The sequence below is a fragment of the Sinorhizobium kostiense genome (assembly GCF_017874595.1).
GTDB lineage: Bacteria > Pseudomonadota > Alphaproteobacteria > Rhizobiales > Rhizobiaceae > Sinorhizobium > Sinorhizobium kostiense.
The window spans coordinates 275,671-299,796 of the sequence record NZ_JAGILA010000006.1; the positions used below are offsets into that span (position 1 = coordinate 275,671).

The 24,126-nt window shown below is 63.8% G+C and carries 18 protein-coding genes; 15 read left to right on the forward strand and 3 right to left on the reverse strand.

All coding sequences use genetic code 11. From position 1 onward, the window contains the following. Positions 1–164: 164 nt before the first annotated feature. The gene (locus J2Z31_RS21010; protein ID WP_209604247.1) at positions 165–2,051 is read left to right on the forward strand and encodes an MFS transporter; all 1,887 of its coding nucleotides are present in this window, start codon (positions 165–167) and stop codon (positions 2,049–2,051) included. Positions 2,052–2,151: 100 nt separating this feature from the next. Here the strand turns inward: J2Z31_RS21010 and J2Z31_RS21015 are convergent, their stop codons facing one another. Then, positions 2,152–2,865 (reverse strand): phosphatase PAP2 family protein, encoded by a 714-nt coding sequence (locus tag J2Z31_RS21015; RefSeq protein WP_209604249.1) that lies wholly within the window; start codon positions 2,863–2,865, stop codon positions 2,152–2,154. Positions 2,866–2,990: 125 nt separating this feature from the next. Then, positions 2,991–4,103 carry a 3-isopropylmalate dehydrogenase gene (gene leuB, locus J2Z31_RS21020; protein ID WP_209604251.1) on the reverse strand — a complete coding sequence of 371 codons (1,113 nt, stop codon included), beginning with the start codon at positions 4,101–4,103 and terminating at the stop codon, positions 2,991–2,993. 459 nt (positions 4,104–4,562) lie between these two features. Between leuB and J2Z31_RS21025 the strand changes: the two genes are divergently transcribed. Next, complete coding sequence (locus tag J2Z31_RS21025) at positions 4,563–6,635, forward strand: M3 family metallopeptidase (RefSeq protein ID WP_209604253.1); 2,073 nt, start codon at positions 4,563–4,565, stop codon at positions 6,633–6,635. Between the two features lie 84 nt (positions 6,636–6,719). Here J2Z31_RS21025 and J2Z31_RS21030 read toward each other — a convergent pair whose 3' ends face one another. Beyond that, on the reverse strand, positions 6,720–7,892 hold the full coding sequence (locus tag J2Z31_RS21030) for a dihydrodipicolinate synthase family protein (RefSeq protein WP_209604255.1): 1,173 nt from the start codon (positions 7,890–7,892) through the stop codon (positions 6,720–6,722). Positions 7,893–8,216: 324 nt separating this feature from the next. Here J2Z31_RS21030 and J2Z31_RS21035 point away from each other — a divergent pair, with 324 nt between their 5' ends. From J2Z31_RS21035 to J2Z31_RS21095, 13 genes are all read left to right on the forward strand, one after another. Next, on the forward strand, positions 8,217–9,257 hold the full coding sequence (locus J2Z31_RS21035) for a LacI family DNA-binding transcriptional regulator (protein WP_209604257.1): 1,041 nt from the start codon (positions 8,217–8,219) through the stop codon (positions 9,255–9,257). Beyond that, complete coding sequence (locus tag J2Z31_RS21040) at positions 9,257–10,258, forward strand: Gfo/Idh/MocA family protein (RefSeq protein ID WP_209604259.1); 1,002 nt, start codon at positions 9,257–9,259, stop codon at positions 10,256–10,258. The genes J2Z31_RS21035 and J2Z31_RS21040 overlap by 1 nt, the downstream gene beginning before the upstream one ends. Positions 10,259–10,284: 26 nt before the next feature. Continuing rightward, on the forward strand, positions 10,285–11,895 hold the full coding sequence (locus tag J2Z31_RS21045; RefSeq protein ID WP_209604261.1) for an acyl CoA:acetate/3-ketoacid CoA transferase: 1,611 nt from the start codon (positions 10,285–10,287) through the stop codon (positions 11,893–11,895). Beyond that, positions 11,888–12,667: an enoyl-CoA hydratase/isomerase family protein gene (locus tag J2Z31_RS21050; RefSeq protein ID WP_209604263.1), complete on the forward strand. Its 780-nt coding sequence runs from the start codon at positions 11,888–11,890 to the stop codon at positions 12,665–12,667. The genes J2Z31_RS21045 and J2Z31_RS21050 overlap by 8 nt, the downstream gene beginning before the upstream one ends. Then, entirely contained in the window at positions 12,667–14,175 is a 1,509-nt protein-coding gene (locus tag J2Z31_RS21055) for an aldehyde dehydrogenase family protein (protein WP_209604265.1), read from the forward strand. Before J2Z31_RS21050 ends, J2Z31_RS21055 begins: the two co-directional genes overlap by 1 nt. Before the next feature lie 161 nt (positions 14,176–14,336). Beyond that, positions 14,337–15,581, forward strand: a complete 1,245-nt coding sequence (locus J2Z31_RS21060) for an ABC transporter substrate-binding protein (RefSeq protein ID WP_209604267.1) — start codon at positions 14,337–14,339, stop codon at positions 15,579–15,581. Positions 15,582–15,748: 167 nt separating this feature from the next. Next, on the forward strand, positions 15,749–16,627 hold the full coding sequence (locus J2Z31_RS21065; protein ID WP_209604269.1) for a carbohydrate ABC transporter permease: 879 nt from the start codon (positions 15,749–15,751) through the stop codon (positions 16,625–16,627). Beyond that, complete coding sequence (locus tag J2Z31_RS21070; RefSeq protein ID WP_209604271.1) at positions 16,627–17,508, forward strand: carbohydrate ABC transporter permease; 882 nt, start codon at positions 16,627–16,629, stop codon at positions 17,506–17,508. The genes J2Z31_RS21065 and J2Z31_RS21070 overlap by 1 nt, the downstream gene beginning before the upstream one ends. 4 nt (positions 17,509–17,512) lie before the next feature. Continuing rightward, positions 17,513–18,625 carry an ABC transporter ATP-binding protein gene (locus J2Z31_RS21075; RefSeq protein WP_209604273.1) on the forward strand — a complete coding sequence of 371 codons (1,113 nt, stop codon included), beginning with the start codon at positions 17,513–17,515 and terminating at the stop codon, positions 18,623–18,625. Further along, positions 18,622–20,139 carry a GMC oxidoreductase gene (locus J2Z31_RS21080; protein ID WP_209604275.1) on the forward strand — a complete coding sequence of 506 codons (1,518 nt, stop codon included), beginning with the start codon at positions 18,622–18,624 and terminating at the stop codon, positions 20,137–20,139. The genes J2Z31_RS21075 and J2Z31_RS21080 overlap by 4 nt, the downstream gene beginning before the upstream one ends. Next, positions 20,139–20,912 (forward strand): 3-ketoacyl-ACP reductase, encoded by a 774-nt coding sequence (locus tag J2Z31_RS21085; protein ID WP_209604277.1) that lies wholly within the window; start codon positions 20,139–20,141, stop codon positions 20,910–20,912. The genes J2Z31_RS21080 and J2Z31_RS21085 overlap by 1 nt, the downstream gene beginning before the upstream one ends. A 77-nt stretch (positions 20,913–20,989) precedes the next feature. Beyond that, positions 20,990–22,645, forward strand: a complete 1,656-nt coding sequence (locus J2Z31_RS21090; protein ID WP_209604286.1) for a GMC family oxidoreductase — start codon at positions 20,990–20,992, stop codon at positions 22,643–22,645. A 173-nt stretch (positions 22,646–22,818) separates the two neighbouring features. Further along, on the forward strand, positions 22,819–24,090 hold the full coding sequence (locus J2Z31_RS21095) for a glycerate kinase type-2 family protein (protein WP_209604288.1): 1,272 nt from the start codon (positions 22,819–22,821) through the stop codon (positions 24,088–24,090). Positions 24,091–24,126: the final 36 nt, after the last annotated feature.

A 24,126-nucleotide genomic window follows, 5' to 3' on the forward strand; every position in this document is an offset into this window, starting at 1 on the left:
TCGCAGCCTTAGACGAAAGTCATAGAACGAAAGCATCCCTGCCTTGGCGGGCGCTTTTCTGACATCTTTTCATCAGGCGCACCCTATCCGGAGACTTAAGGGAGGAAACCGGGTCGACGAAGGACGGGCGCGCAACATGCGATTTTGAAGTGGAGGATATCAGTATGGCGAATATCGCAACGGCGGACGGCGCGAGAGCCGGTCCCATGACCGCAGAGGAGAAGAAGGTCATCTTCGCCTCCTCGCTCGGCACAGTCTTCGAGTGGTACGATTTCTATCTTTACGGTTCGCTTGCCCTTTATATCGGCGCGACCTTCTTCAGCCAGTATCCGCCGACGACCCAGGCGATCTTCGCGCTGCTCGCCTTTGCCGCGGGCTTCCTGGTTCGCCCTTTCGGTGCGCTCGTTTTCGGCCGTCTCGGCGACCTCGTCGGCCGCAAATATACCTTCCTCGTCACCATCCTGATCATGGGTCTCTCGACCTTCCTCGTCGGCGTGTTGCCAGGCTCCGCTTCGATCGGCATCGCGGCACCGATCATCCTGATCATCCTGCGCCTGCTTCAGGGCCTTGCGCTCGGCGGCGAATATGGCGGTGCCGCGACCTATGTCGCGGAACATGCACCGCATGGCCGGCGTGGTTACTTCACGTCCTGGATACAGACAACGGCAACGCTTGGCCTGTTCCTGTCGCTGATCGTCATTCTGTTCGTCCAGTACCTGGTCGGCAAAGAAGCCTTCGCCGCCTGGGGATGGCGCATCCCCTTCCTGCTCTCCTGCGTACTGCTCGGCGTTTCCGTCTGGATCCGGCTGAAGATGAACGAATCGCCCGCGTTCAAGCGGATGAAGGAGGAAGGCAAGGGTTCGAAGGCGCCGCTGAAGGAGGCCTTTGGCGAGTGGCGGAACGCTAAAATCGCCATTCTTGCACTCTTCGGCGCCGTCGTCGGCCAGGCCGTCGTCTGGTATTCCGGTCAGTTCTATGCGCTCTTCTTCCTGACGGGCGTCTTGAAGGTGGATGCGCAATCGGCCAACCTGATGGTCGCCGCTTCGCTCCTGCTCGGCACCGGCTTCTTCGTCTTCTTCGGCTGGCTGTCGGACAAGATCGGTCGCAAGCCGATCATCATGGCCGGCCTGCTGCTCGCCATGCTCACCTATTTCCCGCTGTTCAAGGCTATGACCTGGGCAGGCAATCCGGCTCTTGCCGAAGCGCAGCAGAATGTCCGTGCCACGGTAACGGCTGCTCCGGGCGACTGCAATTTCCAGTTCAACCCGACGGGCGTGCAGAAGTTCACCACCTCCTGCGACATCGCCACCGCCTTCCTGACCAAGAACTCCGTTCCCTACGACGTCGTGACCACGGCGGCCGCGGGAACGCCGGCGACAGTCAATGTAGGCGATACGACGATCACCAGCTACGACGCGGTTGCCGCTGGCGACAAGGCCAAGGCCAGCGAGGCGGCATTCGGCAAGCAGGTCAACATGGCGCTTCAGGCTTCGGGCTATCCCCTGGTGCGGGGTGCGGCCAAGGTGCCGGAAACGAAGCTCGACGCCTTCGTCGCGGCGAATCCGGAACTGGCACTTGACGCGGCTGCCATCCGCTCCGGCGACAAGACCATGATGCCGGCGGACAAGCTGCTCGCCGACAAGCTGCTGACCGAGCAGGAACTCGGCGGCGCAAGCGAAATGGCGGTCTACTCGATCGAAAAAGCCGGCGCCTTCACGATGGTTTCGGACCCCGCCCGCGTCGACTGGGTAACGATCATCGCCATCCTGACCGTTCTCGTGATCTATGTGACGATGGTCTACGGCCCGATCGCTGCGCTCCTCGTCGAGCTCTTCCCGACCCGCATCCGCTACACTGGCATGTCGCTGCCCTACCACATCGGCAACGGCTGGTTCGGCGGTCTGCTGCCGGCAACGGCCTTCGCGATGAGCGCGGCCAAGGGCGATATCTACTACGGCCTGTGGTACCCGATCGTCTTCGCCGGCATCACCCTGGTCATCGGCTTGCTTTTCCTGCCGGAAACCAAGGACCGCGATATCAGCGCCGATTGATAAACTCCGGGAGCGGGCGCGGAAAACTGTCTATGGCGTCCGCTCCAAGATTTCCAAGTGACCTCTCCCGACTCCGGCGCGGCTTTCCGCGCCGGCTTTTTCATTGCTCGGCTTGGGGCTCTTGGCGTGAAGCCGCATGCGCGCTATTGGGCACCGGCCAGCCATTGGCACCCCAGCGGAAATGCCAGCCTTGCCGCGCGAAGAGGAAGGCGATCATCACGGCCGTCCAGAGACCGAGCAGAAGGCCGGCCGCCACATCGCTTGGGTAATGTGCGCCGACGATCACGCGCGACATCCCGATCGTCATGGCGAACACGAAGAACAGTGGCCGGAACTGCGGCATCAGCATCGCAAAGGCACCGAACAGGGCGCCGGCTGCGGTCGAGTGGCCGGAGGGGAAACTCTCGAACAAGCGTTCGCCGGTGAACGGCGTCAAGCTGTAGGCGCCATATTCTTCCATGAGCTCCGGACGGGCCCGGCCGATCAGGAATTTCAGCCCGTGAACCAGCACGCTTGCGGTGCCGATCGTCAGAAGGAAATAGGCGGAAAGTCTCCGCACCGTTCGCGCTCGCTGCCGCACCGTCTCCTGTTGCGCGGCGCGTTTGGCGATGAGGGCAACCAGCAGCAGGAAGGCGGATGCATAGATCATCCAGCCAAAGGTACCAAAATCGGTGATCGCCTTATTAAAGTCGACGACGGCTTCAGGCAGGTCCTGCGCCCACTTCGACAGATGCGGGTCGAGCGGCATCAGCGCAAGCATGAGAACGATCGTCGTCAGCAATATCCACGAGGTGCTGGAAAGCGGTCGGCGCATTTTTACTCCATATCCATTCGCTTTCATGGATTTGAAGGCGGATCGTGCGAATTCAAGGGCCAAAAGCGAAAACACCTCCGGTGGCCACCGGAGGTGTCTTTTCGCGGATCAGAACGGAAATGCTCTCAGGCCGAGAGCGCCTTGAATTCGGCAAGGATCGCATCGCCCATCTCGGCGGTGCCGACTTTGCGGCAGCCTTCCGCCATGATGTCGCCGGTGCGGATGCCCTTGTCGAGCACATTGGCGATCGCCTTTTCCAGATTGTCGGCTTCCTTCACGAGGTTGAAGGAATAGCGCAGGCACATGGCGAAGGAGGCGATCATGGCGATCGGGTTGGCAACGCCCTTGCCGGCGATGTCGGGGGCCGACCCGTGAACCGGCTCGTAGAGCGCCTTGCGCTTGCCGGTCTTGGCGTCGGGCGCGCCGAGCGAGGCGGAGGGCAGCATGCCGAGCGAGCCGGTGAGCATCGCCGCGACGTCGGACAGCATGTCGCCGAAGAGGTTATCGGTGACGATGACATCGAACTGCTTCGGCTGGCGCACGAGCTGCATGCCGCCCGCATCCGCCAGCATGTGCTCGAGCTCGACGTCGGGATATTTCGCCTTGTGCGTCTCGGTGACCACCTGGTTCCAGAGCACACCGGACTTCATCACGTTGCGCTTTTCCATCGAGCAGACGCGGTTCCTGCGGGTGCGCGCCAGCTCGAATGCGACGCCGGCGATGCGCTCGATCTCATAGGTGTCGTAGACCTGGGTGTCGATGCCGCGCTTCTGACCATTGCCAAGGTCGATGATCTCTTTCGGCTCGCCGAAATAGACGCCGCCCGTCAACTCGCGCACGATCAGGATATCGAGGCCCTCGACCAGTTCCGGCTTCAGCGACGAAGCGCTGGCAAGCGCCGGATAGCAGATCGCCGGGCGCAGATTCGCGAACAGCTCGAGATCCTTGCGAAGCCGCAGGAGGCCTGCTTCCGGCCGCACCTCGTAAGGGACCGCGTCCCATTTTGGCCCGCCGACGGCGCCGAAGAGCACCGCATCGGCGGCAAGAGCCTTCGCCATATCCGCTTCCGAGATCGCAGCACCGTGGGCGTCATAGGCGGATCCACCCACAAGCCCTTCGTCCGTCACAAAACCGGCGCCAAGCTCGGCATTCATGTACTCGATGATTTTGCGGACTTCCGCCATGGCTTCCGGGCCGATGCCGTCGCCGGGCAGAAGGAAGAGATTGCGCACAGTCATGGATGATCCTTCTCGCGGGGAAACGCCGCATGTTCCGTTAAATCCCACCCGATTCAACAATGAGAACACGCAGCACTATAGAATGCACAGCGACCTTGGTGCGTCTGGAAACGCGCAGCGCTGTAGCGCGCGTTCTTAGCGCAACTTCGTAACGAGGGAAATCGCGTCGCCGAAAGATTTGCGCCTGCTGTCCGCGGCCCCTCGCCGCTTTCCGCTTGACGGAATCATGGCGTGACGCTCGAATGGCCTTCGCGACCCGAAAGGGCCGAGATTCGTCCGGCTTTAGGGTTGCCCAACCACCATGTCTCCTTAAATCGACCTCGATTTGGGGACAGAGACACGCCGCAGGTCAAAGCGCTGCGACGGCGCGTCTCGTAAGACGCTCGGCGCTTTGGGCGGGCCACCTCCCTTCTCTACGAAGGCCCTTAAGCGGCCCGTCTGCATTCGAAAGGAACATCGATGACCATCAGCGTTTCACTCAACCCGGCTTTGGTGAAATGGACCGGACACGAAGGCCTGCCGAATTTCGAGGCGCTGAGGGACGAGGATTTCGCGCCCGCATTCGAAGCGGCGCTTCAAGCCCATGACGCGGAGATTGAGGCGATCGCCAACAATCCGCAGCCGCCGACCTTCGACAACACCATCGTCGCGCTGGAGATCGCCGGAGACGATCTCTCGCGCGTCTCCGCGCTCTTCTGGAGCAAAGCTGGTGCCCACACCAATGAGGTGATCCAAGCGCTCGAACGCGAGATCGCACCGAAGCTATCGCGGCACTATTCGAGGATCGGCACGAATCCGGCCCTCTTCGCCCGGATCGACGCGCTGTGGCAGAAGCGCAGCGAACTCGGCCTCGACCTCGAGGCGACGCGAGTCCTCGAGCGGCATTGGAAGGGGTTCGTCAAATCAGGCGCGAAGCTCGACAAGCCTGAGCAGGAGCGGCTTGCAGCGATCAACGAAAAGTTGGCCGGCTTAGGTGCGAAATTTGGCCAGAACGTGCTTGCCGACGAGAAGCGCTGGACGCTGCTGCTCGCCGACGAGCAGGAACTCGCCGGCCTTCCGGATTTCCTCAAGGATGCGATGGCCGCCGCGGCGCGGGATCGGGGCGAGGACGGCAAATATGCGGTGACGCTGTCGCGCTCGATCATCGAGCCGTTCCTGACCTTTTCCGAGAATCGCGAGTTACGCGAACAGGCATTCAGGGCTTGGGTCGCGCGCGGCGAAAGCGACGGCGAGACCGACAATCGCGCCATTATCGCCGAGACGCTAGCGCTCAGGGCGGAAAAGGCGAGGCTGCTCGGCTACGCGAATTATGCGGCGCTGAAGCTCGACGACACCATGGCGAAGACACCCGACGCGGTGAATGGTCTTCTCATGCAAGTCTGGACGAAGGCGCTGGTGCGGGCTCGCGAGGAAGAGGCGGAGCTTACCGCCCTGATCATGGCCGAGGGCCGCAATCACGAGGTCATGCCCTGGGATTGGCGCCACTATGCAGAAAAGCTGAGGGCCGAAAAGTTCAGCTTCTCCGAGAGCGAGTTGAAGCCGTATTTGCAGCTCGAGAGGATCATCGACGCCTGCTTCGACGTCGCGCGCCGGCTCTTCGGCATCGTAGCGACGGAGAAGAAGGGCATCGCCGCATATCATCCGGATGTCCGCGTCTTCGAAATCCGCGATTCTCAAGGCAAGCTCGTGGCGCTGTTCCTGGGCGACTATTTCGCGCGGCCGTTGAAGCGGTCCGGCGCCTGGATGAGCTCGTTCCAGTCGCAGCACAGGTTGACACTGACGAACGGCGCGGTCGGCGAAATCCCGATTGTCTACAATGTCTGCAACTTCGCCAAGCCGGCCGACGGCAAGCCGGCGCTGCTCTCTCTCGACGACGCCCGCACGCTCTTCCACGAGTTCGGCCATGCGCTGCACGGCATGCTCTCCAATGTCACCTATCCTACCGTATCCGGCACCGGCGTTTCGCGTGACTTCGTCGAACTGCCGTCGCAGCTCTATGAACATTGGCTGACGGTGCCGGACATCCTGAAAACTTACGCAGTGCACTACCGAACCGGGGAGCCGATGCCTGAGGAGCTGCTCGACAAGGTGCTCGCCGCCCGCACTTTCAATTCCGGGTTCGCCACCGTCGAGTTCACGGCGTCCGCGCTTGTCGACATGGCCTATCACACGGCGGAGGCGGTCACCGACCCGGCGGAGCTGGAGGCGGCGACACTGGAGAGGATCGGCATGCCGAGCTCGATCGTCATGCGCCATCGCAGCCCGCATTTCCTGCATGTCTTCTCGGGCGACGGTTATTCCGCCGGCTACTATTCCTACATGTGGTCGGAAGTGCTCGACGCCGACGCTTTCGCCGCCTTCGAGGAGACCGGCGATCCGTTCGATCCGGAAATGGCGGCGAAACTCAAGGCCCACATCTATTCCGTCGGCGGCGCCATCGACGCGGAAGACGCCTACAAGAACTTCCGCGGCAAGCTGCCGAGCCCGGATGCGATGTTGGCGAAGAGGGCCTTGGTGGCGCCCGTTCTCTGAGTATCGCGTGAAATTGCCGCGAGCCTCCTTCGCCCCGCTTGCGGGGAGAAGGTCGCAGCAGCGGGATGAGGGGCAAACGACATGCTATGCCGCCTGCTCCACCCCCAGCACGGCAAGCAAATTCCGCATCCGCGTTGCCGCAAGCTCCGGCCTGTCGAGCACATTTGCCTGGTCGGCCAGGCGGAAGATTTCCGCATAGTGCAGAAGCCCACGGGCGGATTGCAGGCCGGCCGGGAGGGTGAAATGGCGCTGATGGCCGTTCAGCCAGGCCAGAAACACGACCCCGGCCTTGTAATATAGCGTCGGTGCCTCGAAGATCTTGCGCGACAGCGGCACCGTCGGTTCGATGACACCGCGGAAGGTTGCGACGTCCCCGCTCGCGAGCGCGGCGAGCGCCTTTGAAGCCGAGGGCGCCACGGCGTCAAAGATGCCGAGCAAGGCATGGCTGTATTTCTCGCCGTCGCCCTCGATCAGCTCCGCATAGTTGAAATCGTCGCCGGTGAAGCAGAGCACGCCCTCCGGCAGGCCATTGCGCAGCTTCACCTCCTTGCCATTGTCGAGGAGCGAAATTTTTATGCCTTCGACTTTGGAGCTGTTCTCGCGGATGATCGACAGCACCGTTTCGAGCGCCCCTTCGAAATTCTCCGAGCCCCAATAGCCTTTGAGCTGCGGGTCGAACATGTCGCCCAGCCAGTGCAGCACGACCTTGTCCTTCGCCTGGGACAGAATGCGGCCATAGACGCGCCGGTAGTCGTCTGAAGAGTGCGCCACGCGGGCGAGCGCCCGGCTCGCCATCATGATCGCGCGGCCGCCTTGCGCCTCGACGAAGCCGATCTGCTCCTCATAGGCGGCAATCACATCCTCGATCGAGCGGGCCTCCGCCGGGGGGAGCTGGTCCGTGCCGGCCCCGCAGGCGAGGTCGGCGCCGGCAATGCTCCGCGCCTCGGCGAGCGAGCGGCGGATCAATTCCTGGGCGCCCGCCCAGGGAAGCCCCATGCCCCGCTGGGCGGTGTCCATCGCCTCGGCGATCTTGAAACCGAGGCTCCAGAGGTGACGACGAAACGCCATCGTCGCCTCCCAGTCGATTGCCGGATTTCCCCAGGGATCCGTATCGTGCAGAGGATCGGACACGACATGCGCGGCCGCATAGGCGATGCGGTTGAAACTCGGCACTCTCTCGGGCCGGGTGATTGGCGTTCCCCGCAGCCGGTATTCTTCGAGCGAGCCATCTCGGCGCGGCAGCATCAGGCTGGTCATCGACGTCTATCCTCCTCAATCTTGCTGCACCGGAATAATTTAGATCGTTCCAAATGGCAAGGTTAAATTTTGATCGCGCAGGACGTCGCGCCGCGTTTCTGCTCGCCGGCGCAGGCGCTGTCGCGGCAACATCCCGGCCGCAAAAACATGAGACAAACACCAGAATATCAGGCGGTAGCGTGGCATATTCACGACGCTTCGCGACAGACCCCGTTGCAGACGCGGCTCACTCCTTGGCGAAAAAATGTGAATACAAGCCTCTTGACGAAATTGGAACGTTCCAATTATGAAGGATGGAAGAAACGAAAACTTGGGAGCAAACCAGTGGCAAGGGAGCGGGTGACGGTTGTCGACATAGCGCGTGCCGCCGGCGTGTCGAAGTCGACCGTGTCGCTCGTGCTGCAGGGTAGTCCGCTCGTCAATGAGGTGACGCGGGCGAAGGTGAATGCAGCCATCCGCGACCTCGGTTATGTCTACAATCGTGGCGCTGCCAATCTGCGTCAGGCCAAATCGAAGATCATCGGCATCGTCGTCAACGACCTCACCAACAGCTTCTTTGCGGAGCTCGCGGTCGGCGTCGATTCGGTTGTGCAGTCCGCAGGTTTCGTGCAATTCCTTGCCAATACCGGCGAAAAGAGCGAGCGGCAGCGCGAGGTCATCGCCTCGATGCGCGAACATGGCGTCTCCGGCCTGATCATTTCGCCGGCACGAGGCACGGTCGCCGCCGATCTCGCGCCGCTCGTCGAAAGCGGCATTCCCGTCGTGCTCGTCGTCCGCGACATCACGGGAGCCGGCGTCTCGTCGCTCACCTCCGACAACCAGGCAGGCGCCGTTGCCGCGGTGCGCCATCTGATCGAGCGCGGCCACCGGCGGATCGCCTTTCTCGGCGGCTTTCCCGACACGGCCGTTTTCCAGGCGCGTATGTGCGGCTATCGCGATGCGCTCGATGAGGCGGGCCTCGGCTCCGCCGATGAACTCGTGATCGGCTCGGCGCCGTCGCGCGCCGGCGGGGTCGCGGCAATCGAACAAGCGATGATGCTGAAGGAGCGGCCAACCGCCGCGCTCTGCTTCAACGATGCGGTCGCCTTCGGCGTCTGTGACGGGCTCAGGGCACGGCGCCTGGAGCCGGGCGCCGATTTCGCCGTGATCGGCTTCGACGACGTGATCGAAGCAAAGACGGCAGTGCCGGCGCTGACCACCGTTTCGGTCGATCCACAGGGTATGGGCGAGCGCGCGGCCGAATTGCTGTTGAAGCAGATCAATATAGGGCGCCCGGAGCCGGAGGCGATCATCAGCCCGGTGCGGCTCGTTGTGCGCCAAAGCTGCGGTGCGGCCACCGGGCGCCGAGTGAAGGAGGTTTCGTGATGGTACGCTGGGGATTGATCGGCGCGAGCACGATCGCGCGCGAGTGGGTGATCGGCGCCATCCGCGCAAGCGGCGGCGAGGCGGTGTCGGTAATGAGTTCGAACGCCGAGCGCGGGGCGGCCTATGCGGAGGAAAACGGCATCGCCAAGGCGGTCACGAGCGTCGATGAGCTGGTCGGCGACCCGGATCTCGACGCCGTCTACATCTCGACCACCAACGATCTGCATCACCATCAGGCGCTTGCGGCAATCCGGGCCGGCAAGCACGTGCTTTGCGAGAAGCCGCTTGCGATGAATCTCAACGACGCATGCGAAATGGTGCTGACGGCCTGCGAGGCCGGTGTCGTGCTCGGCACGAACCATCACTTGCGCAATGCGGCAACCCACCGCGCCATGCGCGATGCGATCGCCGCGGGCCGCATTGGCAGGCCTATTGCGGCGCGGGTCTTCCACGCCGTCTATCTGCCGCCGCATCTCCAGGGCTGGCGGCTCGACAGGCCCGAGGCCGGCGGCGGCGTCATCCTGGATATCACGGTGCACGACGCCGATACCTTGCGGTACGTGCTCGACGACGACCCGATCGAAGCGGTGGCGATCAGCCACAGCGCCGGCCTGAGCAAGGAAGGATTGGAGGACGGCGTCATGGGCGTCCTGCGCTTCCGTTCCGGCGTCATTGCCCAGTTCCACGATGCCTTCACCACCAAGTTTGCGGAGACAGGACTGGAGGTGCACGGCACCGATGGTTCCCTCATCGGCCGCAACGTGATGACGCAGCGCCCCGTCGGCACCGTCACCCTCCGCAACGAGGAAGGTGAGATCGAACTGCCGCTCGACCACCGCAATCTCTACGAAATGGCGATCGAAGCCTTTCATGCGGCGATCGAAGGCAACGGCCGGCCCTCGGCGACAGGAGAGGACGGCGTCTGGTCGCTTGCAACCGGCCTCGCCGTGGTGAAGGCGGCTGCGACCGGCATGGCGGTGCAGATCGAAACGGGGCTCTAACGCGCATGTCGTTGAATACTACGCAGATGAGCAAGCACATCTCGGCGGACGAAGCGGCGGCTCTGATTCCCGACGGCGCGGTCGTTTCCGTCTCTTCGTCGAGCGGGCTTGGCTGCCCGGACCTGATGCTGAAGGCGATCGGCGAACGCTTCGACGCGACCGGGCACCCGCGGGATCTGACGACCCTGCACCCGATCGCCGCCGGCGACATGAGCGGCATCAAGGGCGTCGACCACATCGCCAAAAAGGGTCTCCTGAAGAAGGTCATCGGCGGCTCCTATCCGTCGGGTCCGTCGAGCGCCGAGCCGCCGCTGATCTGGCAGATGATCGGTGCCAACGAAGTCGCCGCCTATAACATCCCCTCCGGCATCCTCTTCGACATGCATCGCGAGGCGGCGGCCAAGCGGCCGGGTGTCATCACCAAGGTCGGTCTCGACACCTTCGTCGATCCGTCGCGCGAAGGCTGCGCCATGAATGCCTCCGCCGCCGACCCCGTCGTGAAGAAGATCAGTTTCGACGGCGAGGACTGGCTCTATTTCAAGGCGATCGCGCCGCAGGTGGCGATCATCCGCGCGACGACCGCCGACGAGCGCGGCAATCTCACCTATGAGCACGAGGGCGCCTATCTCGGCGGACTCGACCAGGCGCTTGCCGCCCGCAACAATGGCGGCATCGTCATCGCCCAGGTGAAGCGCATTGCCAAGGAGGGCTCGCTGAAGCCCCACGACGTGCGTGTACCGGGCGTGCTCGTCGATTACATCGTCGTCGACACCGAGCAGAAGCAGACGACACAGACGCTCTACGATCCGGCGATTTCCGGCGAAATCTTCCGGCCGCTCGACAGCTTCCGCCTGCCGGAATTCAACATTCAAAAAGTGATCGCGCGCCGCGTCGCCCAGGAACTCGAGGCCGGAAGCGCTGTCAATCTCGGTTTCGGCATTTCCGCAAACGTGCCGCGGATCCTACTTGAAGAGGGGCTGCATGGCGCCGTCACATGGGTGATCGAACAGGGCGCGGTCGGTGGCGTGCCGCTCCTCGATTTCGCATTCGGCTGCGCTTCGAATGCCGATGCCTTCATGCCCTCGCCCCACCAATTCACCTATTTCCAGGGCGCGGGCTTCGACGCCTCGTTGCTTTCCTTCCTAGAGATCGATCGCTCGGGTTCGGTCAACGTCTCGAAGCTCAGCTTCCGGCCGCATGTGACGGCTGGGGCAGGGGGCTTCGTCGACATCACTGCGCGAGCCAGAAAGATCGTGTTTTCCGGCATGTTCAATGCGGGCGCCAGGCTCGCGGTCGTCGATGGCCGGCTCGTCATCGAGAAGGAAGGCAAGCTCAGGAAACTCGTCAACGAGGTCGAGCACGTGACGTTCTCCGGTCGACGCGCCATCGCGCAGGGGCAGGACATCACCTATGTCACCGAACGGTGCGTAATGAAGCTGACGCCCGAGGGGATCATGCTGACGGAGATCGCGCCAGGCATCGATCTGCAGACGCATATTCTGGATCAGTCGGAGTTTCCGCTGATCGTCTCCGATGGTCTGAAAGTAATGGAGGCAGGGCTCTTCCGGGAGGCGCCGATCGGATTGACATTGCCGGTGAAGCCCCGACGGGCGATTGCGGGAGGCGCTGATGACTGACGATCGGATCCGCATCGAGTTCGACGGCGCGATCGCGACGATGACGATCTCGAGGCCGGAGAAGCTCAACGCCTTCGACATCGACATGCTGCAGGCGCTTGCCGCCGCCTGCGATCGGCTCGAGGCGGATCGCCGCGTGCGCGTCGCGATCCTCACCGGCGAGGGCAAGGCCTTCTCCGCCGGCGGCGACATCAATGCCTGGGGCGGCATGGAGCCGGCGGCCTTCGGCCATGACTGGGTGCGCTTCGGCCATCGCGTCTTCGAGCGGCTGGCGACGCTGCGCATGCCGGTGATTGCCGCCTTGAACGGCCATACGCTCGGCGGCGGGCTGGAACTCGCGGCTGCCGCCGATATCCGCATCGCCGAAGCCCAGGTGAAGATCGGCATGCCGGAGACGAGCCTCGGCATGGTGCCGGGCTGGTCCGGCACGCAGCGCCTCGTCGCCCGCTTCGGCGCGCAGGTCGTGCGCCGCATGGTGCTCGGCGGCGAGATCTTCTCGGGCGAAGAGGCGAAGGGCGAGGGCCTGGTCGATGCCGTGGTCGAGACCGGCACCGTGAAGCAGGCGGCGAGGGACTACGCGGCGCGTGTAGCCGCCCGCGGCCCTGCGGCGCTCGAAGTGTCGAAACTGATGATCGCCTCGGCGAATGGCGAGGACAAGGGCGCCGCCATCGAGGCGCTGGGGTCGATCCTCGTCGCCAAGACCGGCGACCTCAAGGAAGGCGTCGCCGCCTTCGGCGAGAAGCGCGAAGCCCGTTTCAAGGGAGAATGGTGATGACGGTTCTGGTGAGGCCGAAGGGGCTCGGCGACTATAAGGCGCGCGAATTCCGCATGCTGATCGACGGGCAATGGGTGGCCGGCGCCGAGGGGCGGACGATCGAACGCGTGGCGCCAGGCCACGGCGTCGTCGTCAGCCGCTACCAGGCAGCGACGAGTGCGGATGCGGAACGGGCGATATTAGCCGCAAGGCGCGCCTTCGACGAGGGGCCGTGGCCGCGCATGACCGCGTCGGAACGCTCGCGCGTTCTCCTCAGGGCCGCCGACATGATCGAGGCACGCGCCGACGAGCTTGCCTTCCTCGATGCGGTCGAATCCGGCAAGCCGATCAGCCAGGCGAAGGGCGAACTCACGGGCGCAGCCGACATCTGGCGCTATGCGGCGGCACTCGCCCGCGAGCTTTCCGGCGAAAGCTATAATGCGCTTGGCGAGGGCACGCTCGGTGTCGTGCTGCGCGAGGCGATCGGCGTCGTCTCGATCATCACCCCCTGGAACTTCCCCTTCCTGATCGTCAGCCAGAAATTGCCCTTCGCGCTTGCAGCAGGCTGCACCACAGTGGTGAAGCCGTCGGAGCTCACTTCGGGCTCGACGCTCCTGCTCGGAGAGATTCTGGAGGCGGCGGGCGTACCGGCCGGCGTCGTCAACATCATCGTCGGCACCGGACCGGAAGCCGGCGCGCCGCTGACCTCCCACCCGGACATCGATATGGTCTCCTTCACCGGATCGACCGGCGTCGGCCGGCTGACGATGGCGAATGCCGCCCAGACGCTGAAGAAGGTCTCGCTCGAACTCGGCGGCAAGAACCCGCAGATCGTCTTCCCTGACGCCAATCTCGACGAATTCGTCGATGCCGCCGTCTTCGGCGCCTATTTCAATGCCGGCGAATGCTGCAATGCCGGTTCGCGGCTGATCCTGCACCGCGACATCGCCGACGAGGTTACGGCGCAGATCGCCAGCCTTTCCGCCAAGGTCAAGGTCGGCGATCCGCTGGATCCCGAAACCCAGGTCGGGGCGATCATCACGCCCCAGCACCTGGAAAAGATTGCCGGCTATGTGTCCGCTGCTGCCGGTGACGGGGCGACTGTCGCGCACGGCGGTGCGGCGCTAGACCTCGGCATCGGGCAGTTCATGGCCCCGACCATCCTTTCCGCCGTCCGGCCGGAAATGGCGGTGGCGCGCGAGGAGGTGTTCGGGCCGGTCCTATCGGTATTGACCTTCGAGACGACGGAAGAGGCGATCCGCATCGCCAACTCGATTGACTATGGGCTCTCGGCCGGGGTCTGGAGCCGCGATTTCGATACCTGCCTGACGATCGGACGGCGGGTGCGCGCCGGAACCATCTGGATGAACACCTTCATGGACGGCGCCGCGGAACTGCCTTTTGGCGGCTATCGCCAATCAGGACTCGGCCGTGAACTCGGGCGGCATGCGGTCGAGGACTATACCGAGACGAAGACGCTCAACATGCATATCGGCGGGCGTACGAACTGGTGGATGCCGCGCTGACGTCCGGCGAACGGTGAAGTCGTCGCAGGTTTTGAAAGGGTGTAACGTATTGAATAGGCTTGCGGCGCCTGCCGCGAACCGTGCCGCAACGGTAGAGGGGCGGCAAAGAGAATGGCGGGAGGAGTTTTCCGCTTCGATAACTTGCAAACGGGAGGATAACGATGCGCAAGTTGATGACGACGACGGCGGTTGCAGCATTGATGTTAGCGGCCACCGCCGCGCGGGCAGCCGAGAATGTGGAAGTGCTGCACTGGTGGACATCCGGCGGCGAGGCTGCTGCCCTCGACGTCTTGAAGAAGGATCTCGAAAGCAAGGGCATCGGCTGGACCGACATGCCCGTCGCCGGCGGCGGCGGTACCGAGGCGATGACCGTGCTGCGCGCCCGCGTCACCTCCGGCAATCCGCCGACGGCGGTGCAGATGCTCGGCTTCGATATTCTCGACTGGGCCAAGGAAGGCGCACTCGGCAACCTCGATGAGGTCGCCGGGAAGGAAGGCTGGGACAAGGTGATCCCGACGGCCCTTCAGCAGTTCTCCAAGTATGACGGCCACTGGATCGCCGCTCCGGTGAACGTTCACTCGACCAACTGGGTCTGGATCAACAAGGCGGCGCTCGACAAGGCCGGCGGCAAGGAGCCGACGACCTGGGAAGAGCTGATCGCGCTGCTCGACAAGTTCAAGGAGCAGGGCATCACGCCGGTCGCCCATGGTGGCCAGGCCTGGCAGGACGCGACGATCTTCGACGCCGTCGTGCTTTCGCTCGGCACCGACTTCTACAAGAAGGCCTTCATCGACCTCGATTCCGCAACGCTCGGCAGCGACAAGATGAAGGAAGCCTTCGACCGGATGACGAAGCTCAGATCCTATGTCGACGACAACTTCTCCGGCCGCGACTGGAACCTCGCCTCGGCGATGGTCATCGAGGACAAGGCCGGCCTGCAGTTCATGGGTGACTGGGCGAAGGGCGAATTCCTGAAGGCCGGCAAGAAGCCGGGTGCGGATTTCGTCTGCATCCGCTTCCCGGGAACGCAAGGCTCGGTCACCTTCAACTCCGACCAGTTCGCGATGTTCAATGTTTCCGAGGAGAAGGTGCCGGCCCAAATGGCGATGGCGTCGGCTATCTTGAGCCCGACATTCCAATCGGCCTTCAACGTCGTCAAGGGCTCGGTTCCCGCCCGCACCGACGTGCCGGATACCGATTTCGACGATTGCGGCAAGAAGGGCATCAAGGACCTCGCCGAGGCCAATACCGGCGGCACGCTGTTCGGATCCATGGCCCACGGCCATGCCAATCCGGCCTCCGTCAAGAACGCGATCTACGACGTTGTGACCCGCCACTTCAACGGCGAGCTGAGCTCCGAAGACGCCGTGCAGGAACTCGTCGCAGCGGTCGAGGCTGCGAAGTAAGGGCAGCGAGAGGAATTGCCCCTCACCCCTGACCCTCTCCCCGCAGGCGGGGAGAGGGGATCGAGGCGCTGCGGCACGATGCCTTTTTCCCGCAGGCGGGGAGAAGGCGCCGGCAGGCGGATGAGGGGCAAGCCACTCCGTGCAAAAAGATAATGGTGGTAACGAACATGGATAGCCGCACCCGGCTGCAGGAGCTCTTGCCGAGGCTCGTGCTCGCTCCCAGCTTTCTGATAGTGCTGGTCTTCGTCTACGGCTTTATCGCCTATACCGGCTTCCTGTCGATGACGAACAGCCGCATGCTGCCGTCCTATGATTTCGTCGGCTTCAGCAATTACTCGAGGCTCTGGGCGCTGCCGCACTGGTGGCGGGCGATCAGCAATCTCGCGATCTTCGCGACGCTCTATATCGTGATCTGTTCGGTGCTGGGGCTGGCACTCGCCATCCTGCTCGACCAGAAGATCCGGGCGGAGGGATTCCTCAGGCCGATCTATCTCTACCCGATGGCGCTCTCCTTCATCGTCACGGGCACGGCATGGAAGTGGTTCCTCGACCCCGGCATCGGACTCGAGAACACCATGCATCTCTGGGGCTGGGAGAGCTTCTCCTTCAGCTGGATCAAGGACCGCAATTTCGCGATCTACTGTGTCGTCATCGCCGCTGTCTGGCAATCGACCGGCTTCATCATGGCGATGTTTCTGGCGGGCCTTCGCGGCGTCGACAACGAGATCATCAAGGCCGCACAGATCGATGGCGCCACGACGCCCACCATCTATCGCCGGATCATCATTCCCCTGATGCGGCCGGTCTTCCTCTCCGCCTTCGTCGTCCTCGCCCATCTCGCGATCAAAGCCTACGACCTGATCATCGCGCTGACCGGCGGCGGGCCGGGGCAGGCGACCGAGCTGCCGGCGACCTTCATGTATTCCTATACCTTCACCCGCAACCAGATGGCGATCGGCGCATCGTCGGCGATCATCATGCTGGTGATGATCTTCTCGATCATCGTTCCCTATCTCTATTCCGAAATCCGGGGAGGAAAACGCTGATGGGCGCCCCCAGTCCCGAGAACGTCATCTCGCATGATCGCCTGACGCGGGCGCTGATCTATGCGGCGCTGATCCTCTTCGCTCTTTATTCGCTGCTGCCGCTCTATGTGATGCTGGTGAATTCGTTGAAGCCGCTCGACGAAATCCGCCAGGGCGGCATGCTGAACCTGCCGCAGACCTGGACGATCGAGCCCTGGCTTTCCGCCTGGTCGACGGCGCAGATTGGCGTGCAGCCGACCGGTCTTCGCCCCTTTTTCATCAACTCGATCCTGATGGTCGTGCCGGCCGTGGCGATCTCGACCATGATCGGCGCGCTCAACGGTTACGTGCTGACAAAGTGGCGCTTCCCCGGCGCGAACGTCTTCTTCGGCATGCTGCTCCTCTCCTGCTTCATTCCCTTCCAGATCGTGCTGATCCCGATGGCGCGCATCCTCGGGATCTTCGGTCTTGCCGGATCGATAAGCGGGCTGATCCTTGTGCACGTGGTCTACGGCATCGGATTCACCACGCTCTACTTCCGCAACTACTACGAGGCGTTTCCGACCGAACTCGTGCGTGCGGCGCAGATCGACGGCGCGAGCTTCTTCCAGATCTTCTGGCGGATCATGCTGCCCTCCTCCGGGCCGATCATCGTTGTCTCCGTCATCTGGCAGTTCACGAATATCTGGAATGACTTCCTGTTCGGCGCCTCCTTCTCCGGTCCCTATTCGACGCCGATGACGGTGGCGCTCAACAATCTCGTCAGCTCGTCGACCGGGGTGAAGGAATACAACGTCCATTTCGCGGGCGCGATCCTCGCCGCCCTGCCAACGCTCATCGTCTACGTGGTATCCGGCCGCTACTTCGTCCGCGGGCTGATGTCCGGCGCCGTGAAAGGATAAGCCCATGTCATTTCTGAAGATCACCAATCTGCGCAAGTCTTACGGCGCCCTCGAGATCCTCAAGGACATCAACCTCGAGATCGAGGAGGGCGGTTTCCTGGTGCTGGTCGGCCCGTCCGGCTGCGGCAAGTCGACATTGCTCAACACGATCGCGGGCCTTGAGCCAATCACCTCGGGCGACATCGCCATCAACGGCCGCTCGGTCGCCGGGCTGCACCCGTCGAAGCGCGACATCGCCATGGTGTTTCAGTCCTACGCGCTCTATCCCAACATGACGGTCGCCGGGAACATCGCCTTCGGCATGGAAATCCGCGGCGTGCCGAAGGATGAACGCGAGAAGGCGATCCGCCAGGTGGCCGACATGCTGCAGATCGGCCACCTGCTCGACCGCAAGCCAAGCCAGCTTTCCGGCGGCCAGCGGCAACGCGTCGCCATGGGCCGGGCCCTGGTGCGTGAACCGCAAGTCTTCCTCTTCGACGAGCCGCTCTCGAATCTCGATGCAAAGCTGCGCGTCGACATGCGCACCGAGATCAAGCGGCTGCACAGCCGCATGAAGACCACCATCGTCTATGTGACGCATGACCAGATCGAGGCAATGACGCTTGCGACCAAGATCGCCGTCCTGAAGGACGGAGTGCTGCAACAGTTCGGCACACCGGCGGAGATCTACAACAACCCGGCCAATATGTTCGTCGCCGATTTCATGGGTTCGCCGGCGATGAATCTTTTGAGCGCCCGCATCGAAACCGAAGGCGAGCAGGTCGCCGTTTCGCTCGCACGCCCGAATGCAGAGCCGCTGAAGCTCGCCGTACCGCGCGACGGTGCGCTCTCCGCCTATGCCGGCCGGGAGGTCGTCTTCGGTATCCGACCGGAAGCGCTTACCGATCCGGACGGCGCCGACCGCAATGCGAAGTTCGTCGCCGAGGGCGAATGCCTGATCGAAGTCGTCGAGCCTGCAGGCTCCGATACCTTCGCCGTCACCCGCCTCGGCGGCAAGGAGATCGTCGCGCGACTGAGGGCCGATGCCCGTATCGCGCCCGGGCAAGTGTCGCGGCTCGCCTTCAACCTCGACAAGGCGGTGTTCTTCGACCCTGAAAGCGAGAAGCGGATCGCATGAGCGCGGACATTGCGAAAGCGCCGGACATCGTCATTATCGGCTCAGGGATCGGCGGCGCGACCGTGGCTGCGGGCCTTGCCGCTTCCGGCGCCGAGATCCTCATCCTGGAAGCCGGCCGGCATATCGAGGACCGGCCGGAGAACCGTGACCAGCGGGCGATATTCCAGCGCGGCCATTTCCGGCCGAAGGAGACCTGGTACGAGGCCGGCGGTCCCGGCTTCAATCCCGGCAATTACTACAATGTCGGCGGCAATTCGAAGTTCTATGGCGCGGTGCTCACCCGCTATCGCCGCGAGGATTTCGAGGAGATGCGGCATCTCGACGGAATATCTCCCGCCTGGCCCTTTCCCTATGAGGAACTCGAGCCATGGTATGCCAAGGCGGAAGATCTCTATCAGGTGCGCGGCCGCCTCGGCGAAGATCCGACCGAACCGCCTCACTCCAACGACTATCCGCATGGACCGGTTCCGGACGAGGTCGCGATCGCCAAGGTCCGAAAGCGCCTGCGCGACATCGGACTGCATCCCTATTCGCTGCCGCTCGGCATCGACATCGACCGCTGGCTCGCCAAAGGCAAAACCCCGTGGGATGCGCATCCGAACAGCTTCGACGGCAAGATGGATGCCGAAACCGCGGCGCTGGCGGCAGCGCTCGAATATCCGAATGTCCGCTTGCAGACCGGCTCGCGGGTAACCCGGCTTTCGACCGCGCCGGACGGCAAGGCGATCGAGGCCGTGCACTACATCAGCGACGGGGCGGAGCATAGCCTGTCGCCGAAGATCGTAATTCTTTCCGCCGGCGCCGTGCAGTCAGCCGTTCTTTTGTTGCGCTCGGCGGACGAGCGCAACCCGGCGGGGCTCGCAAACCGTTCCGACCAGGTCGGCCGCAACTTCATGAATCACAACTCAAGCGCAGTGATTGCGCTCAGCCCCTGGTACCGCAACGATTCGGTCTATCAGAAAACCTTCGGGCTCAACGATTTCTATCTCTCCGACGGCGAGGGCGGGCCGCCGCTCGGCAATGTCCAGCTGCTTGGCCGCGTCTCAGGCGCGATCCTCAAGGCGAACATGCGGGCGATGCCGGAATGGCTCTTGAACCAGGTTTCGGCCCGCGCCATCGACTTCTACGCCATGAGCGAGGATCTGCCCTCTCCGGAAAGCCGCGTCATGGTCGACGGCGATCGCATCCTGCTGCAATGGGTCAGGACGAACTGGCAGGCGCATCTGAAGCTCGTCGCCAAGCTCAAGACCGTGCTCAAGAAGGCGGACTTCCCGGTGGTGATGGCGCGCGCCTTCGACAAGCGCACGCCGTCGCATCAATGCGGAACGGTCCGGATCGGCAATGATCCCAAGAAGGCGCCGCTCGATGTCTATTGCCGTGCCTTCGACCACCCCAATCTCTTCGTCGTCGATGCGAGCTTCCTGCCGACCTCGGCCGCCGTCAACCCGGCGCTCACCGTCGCCGCACAGGCGCTGCGCGTCGCGGACCACATTGCCGGGGAGGAGCTCCAGTGATGGCAGAAGGCACGCGTCCGATCGCGATCGTAACCGGCGGCCGGCGTGGCATCGGCCTCGGCATCGCCCGCGCGCTCGCGGCAAGCGGATTCGACGTTGCGATCACCGGCATAGGAGACGCGGAAGGCGTCGATCCCGTCCTTGCGGAACTCGAAGCGCTGGGGGCTCGCGCGACCTTCCTCAGAGCCGACCTCGCCGACATCTCCAGCCATCAGGCGACCGTCGACGCGGTGATCCACGCCTTCGGGCGGATCGACTGCCTCGTCAACAATGCCGGCATCGCCTCTGTCGTGCGCGGCGATTTCCTGGAGTTGAAGCCGGAGAACTTCGACACGATCATCGGCGTCAATCTGCGCGGCACCGTCTTCTTCACCCAGGCCGTCGTAAAGGCGATGCTCGCGACACAAGCTGCCGCGTCGCGCTCGATCATAAACATCACCTCGGTTTCCGCTGCGATGAGCTCGCCGGAACGTCTCGACTACTGCATGAGCAAGGCGGGACTTGCGGCCTTCACCCAGGGACTGGCGTTGAGGCTCGCGGAGACCGGCATTGCCGTCTACGAAGTCCGGCCCGGCATCATCCGATCCGACATGACCGCAGCGGTTTCGGGCAAATACGACGCGCTGATCGCCGGCGGCCTGGTCCCGATGCGGCGCTGGGGTGAACCCGAGGACATCGGCAACATCGTCGCCGGGCTCGCAAGCGGCCGGTTCGGTTTCGCCACCGGCTCAGTGATCCAGGCGGATGGCGGGCTATCGATCGGAAGGCTGTGAGGCGGCGGAGTGGGGCCGCTGAGAGTGACGATTTTCAAAAAGATCGCGCCCGGAGCGCGGAGCCGAGGACGATATGCATGAACTATGACTACATCATCACCGGTGCCGGACCCGCCGGCTGCGTGCTTGCCAATCGCCTGAGCGAGGACCCGACTGTCAAGGTGCTGCTGCTCGAAGCCGGCGGCGGCGACTGGAACCCGCTGTTCCACATGCCGGCGGGCTTTGCCAAGATGACCAAGGGAGTGGCGAGCTGGGGCTGGCACACGGTGCCGCAAAAGCACATGAAGGGAAGGGTGCTGCGTTACACCCAGGCGAAAGTGATTGGCGGCGGTTCTTCGATCAATGCGCAGCTCTATACCCGCGGCAATGCGGTCGACTACGATCTCTGGGCAAGCGAGGACGGCTGCACCGGTTGGGACTATCGCAGCGTGCTTCCCTATTTCAAGCGCGCCGAGGACAACGAGCGCTTTGCCGACGATTATCACTCCTATGGTGGGCCGCTCGGCGTCTCGATGCCGGTCTCGGCCTTGCCGATCTGCGACGCCTATATCCGCGCCGGCCAGGAGCTCGGCATCCCCTACAATCACGATTTCAATGGCAAACAGCAGGCGGGCATCGGCTTCTACCAGCTCACCCAGCGCGACCGCCGGCGCTCCTCCGCCTCGCTTGCCTATCTCTCGCCCATCAAGGACCGGAAGAACCTGACGGTGCGCACCGGCGCCCCCGTCGCCCGCATCCTGCTCGAGGGCAGGCGCGCGGTCGGCGTCGAAGTGGTGACCGGGAGCGGCGGCGAGGTTATCCGCGCCGATCGCGAAGTGCTGGTCTCCTCCGGTGCGATCGGCTCGCCGAAACTGCTCCTTCAGTCCGGCATCGGCCCCGCCGACCACCTGCGCTCGGTCGGCGTCGAGGTCCGCCACGACCTGTCCGGCGTCGGCGGCAACCTCCAGGACCATCTCGACCTTTTCGTCATTTCCGAATGCACCGGCGACCACACCTATGACGGCGTTGCCAAGCTGCACCGCACGCTCTGGGCGGGGCTGCAATATGTACTCTTCCGTAGCGGTCCGGTCGCTTCCTCGCTCTTCGAGACGGGCGGCTTCTGGTATGCCGACGCGAACGCCCGTTCGCCCGACATCCAGTTCCACCTCGGCCTCGGCTCCGGTATCGAGGCGGGCGTCGCGCGGCTCAGGAATGCCGGGGTGACGCTCAATTCCGCCTATCTGCATCCGCGCTCGCGCGGCACCGTCCGTCTTTCCTCGCCCGATCCGGCGGCGCCGCCGCTGATCGACCCCAACTATTGGGAGGATCCGCACGACCGCAAGATGTCGCTCGAGGGACTGAAGATCGCACGCGAGATCATGCAGCAGCCCGCACTCGAACCCTATGTGCTCGCCGAACGTCTCCCGGGCCCGGAGATCAAGACGGAAGAGCAGCTTTTCGACTATGGCTGCGCCAATGCCAAGACCGACCATCACCCGGTCGGCACCTGCAAGATGGGTACGGACGCGATGGCAGTCGTCGATCTTGAGCTGAAGGTCCGCGGCCTCGACGGCTTGCGCGTCTGCGACAGCTCGGTGATGCCGCGCGTCCCCTCCTGCAACACCAACGGACCGACGATCATGGTGGGCGAGAAAGGCGCCGATATCATCCGTGGCCTGCCACCGCTGCCGCCGGCGGTCTTCCAGCACGAGCGCAATGACACGCGGCCGCGTGCCCGCGCCGAAATGCGCTGACGGAACGGGTGGCCGATAAGGGCAGCCGGGACGGCTTCGGTTTCGGCATACGGCGCCCGGCGTCTTATTCAGACGCGCGAATGCCGTTGCAGCGCTTTAAATTGCTGCCGAAATCCTCCTTGGATCGCATAGGATCTGAGACATTATCCCATAGCCATTCCGGATTTGATTCGATGAAATTGATCGAGCCGCGCCGATTCCTGACTTCACTCTTCGAGGCCGCCGTGAAAGCGGCCGATCCCGAAGCCGCCATTCGCGCCCATCTGCCGCAGCGACCGAAGGGACGTACCATCGTTGTCGGGGCCGGCAAGGCGGCAAGCCAGATGGCCGCCGCCTTCGAACGGCTCTGGGATGGTCGGCTCGAGGGGACCGTCGTGGCAAGGCACGGACCGATCGAGGCGTGCGAGAACATCGAAGTGCTGCAGTCGGCCCATCCGGTGCCGGACAAGGCGGGGGCCGTCGCCTCGTCGGCGCTCCTCGAGCGGGTGAGGGGTTTGACTGAAGACGATCTCGTGGTGGCGCTGATCTCCGGCGGCGGCTCGGCGCTGTTACCGGCTCCGCCCGAGGGCCTGACGCTCGAGGACGAGATCGCCGTCAACCGGGCGCTGCTTGCCTCCGGCGCGCCGATTTCGGCGATGAACGTGGTGCGCAAGCATGTTTCACGTATCAAGGGTGGACGCCTGGCCCTGGCGGCATCGCCGGCGCGCGTCGTCAGCCTCGTCGTCTCCGACGTGCCGGGCGACAACCCGGCCCTCGTCGCCTCCGGGCCGACGGTGCCGGACCGGTCGACGCTCGAGGAAGCGCGCGAGATCGTCGCCCGCTACCGCATGAACCTGCCGGAGCGGGTGATGGCCCATCTCGCCTCGGACGCCGGGCGCGCGCCGAGCCCCGACTATCCGGCCTTCGCTATGAACCAGGTCCATGTGATTGCCTCGGCAGGCGTCTCGCTTGAGGCAGCCGCCGCGCGCGCCCTTGAGGCCGGCATCGAGGCCGTCATTCTCTCCGACGCGATCGAAGGCGAGGCGCGCGACGTCGGCCGCATGCACGCGGCGCTGGCACGCGAGGTGGCCGCGAGGAACCGTCCGTTTGTGAAGCCGGTCGTGCTGCTTTCCGGCGGCGAGACGACGGTGACGATCACCGGCGACGCTTACGGCAAGGGCGGGCGCAACAGCGAGCTGCTCCTGTCGCTGGCGCTCGACATCGACGGCGTCGGCAACATCGATGCGCTCGCCGCCGACACGGACGGGATCGACGGCTCTGAGGATAATGCCGGCGCCTTTGCCGATGGCGCGAGCATCGCCCGCATGCGGGAGGCCGGTATCGATCCGCGTGCCCATCTTGCCCGGCACGACGCCTGGACGGCCTTCGCCGCGAGTGGCGATCTGTTCGTGCCCGGCCCGACCGGCACGAATGTCAATGATTTCCGGGCGATACTGATACGGTGAGTTGTTCTGGCATGGAGCGGGACAAGACCCTCTGCA

What these genes read in the sequence shown, in the direction of transcription:
- J2Z31_RS21065 (WP_209604269.1), top strand. Translation starts at nt 15,749, where the DNA reads ATGGATAGCCGCACCCGGCTGCAGGAGCTCTTGCCGAGGCTCGTGCTC.
- J2Z31_RS21055 (WP_209604265.1), top strand. Translation starts at nt 12,667, where the DNA reads ATGACGGTTCTGGTGAGGCCGAAGGGGCTCGGCGACTATAAGGCGCGC.
- J2Z31_RS21095 (WP_209604288.1), top strand. Translation starts at nt 22,819, where the DNA reads ATGAAATTGATCGAGCCGCGCCGATTCCTGACTTCACTCTTCGAGGCC.
- J2Z31_RS21085 (WP_209604277.1), top strand. Translation starts at nt 20,139, where the DNA reads ATGGCAGAAGGCACGCGTCCGATCGCGATCGTAACCGGCGGCCGGCGT.
- J2Z31_RS21010 (WP_209604247.1), top strand. Translation starts at nt 165, where the DNA reads ATGGCGAATATCGCAACGGCGGACGGCGCGAGAGCCGGTCCCATGACC.
- J2Z31_RS21030 (WP_209604255.1), bottom strand. Translation starts at nt 7,892, where the DNA reads ATGACCAGCCTGATGCTGCCGCGCCGAGATGGCTCGCTCGAAGAATAC.
- J2Z31_RS21070 (WP_209604271.1), top strand. Translation starts at nt 16,627, where the DNA reads ATGGGCGCCCCCAGTCCCGAGAACGTCATCTCGCATGATCGCCTGACG.
- J2Z31_RS21090 (WP_209604286.1), top strand. Translation starts at nt 20,990, where the DNA reads ATGAACTATGACTACATCATCACCGGTGCCGGACCCGCCGGCTGCGTG.
- J2Z31_RS21075 (WP_209604273.1), top strand. Translation starts at nt 17,513, where the DNA reads ATGTCATTTCTGAAGATCACCAATCTGCGCAAGTCTTACGGCGCCCTC.
- J2Z31_RS21080 (WP_209604275.1), top strand. Translation starts at nt 18,622, where the DNA reads ATGAGCGCGGACATTGCGAAAGCGCCGGACATCGTCATTATCGGCTCA.
- leuB (WP_209604251.1), bottom strand. Translation starts at nt 4,103, where the DNA reads ATGACTGTGCGCAATCTCTTCCTTCTGCCCGGCGACGGCATCGGCCCG.
- J2Z31_RS21060 (WP_209604267.1), top strand. Translation starts at nt 14,337, where the DNA reads ATGCGCAAGTTGATGACGACGACGGCGGTTGCAGCATTGATGTTAGCG.
- J2Z31_RS21040 (WP_209604259.1), top strand. Translation starts at nt 9,257, where the DNA reads ATGGTACGCTGGGGATTGATCGGCGCGAGCACGATCGCGCGCGAGTGG.
- J2Z31_RS21015 (WP_209604249.1), bottom strand. Translation starts at nt 2,865, where the DNA reads ATGCGCCGACCGCTTTCCAGCACCTCGTGGATATTGCTGACGACGATC.
- J2Z31_RS21025 (WP_209604253.1), top strand. Translation starts at nt 4,563, where the DNA reads ATGACCATCAGCGTTTCACTCAACCCGGCTTTGGTGAAATGGACCGGA.
- J2Z31_RS21045 (WP_209604261.1), top strand. Translation starts at nt 10,285, where the DNA reads ATGAGCAAGCACATCTCGGCGGACGAAGCGGCGGCTCTGATTCCCGAC.
- J2Z31_RS21050 (WP_209604263.1), top strand. Translation starts at nt 11,888, where the DNA reads ATGACTGACGATCGGATCCGCATCGAGTTCGACGGCGCGATCGCGACG.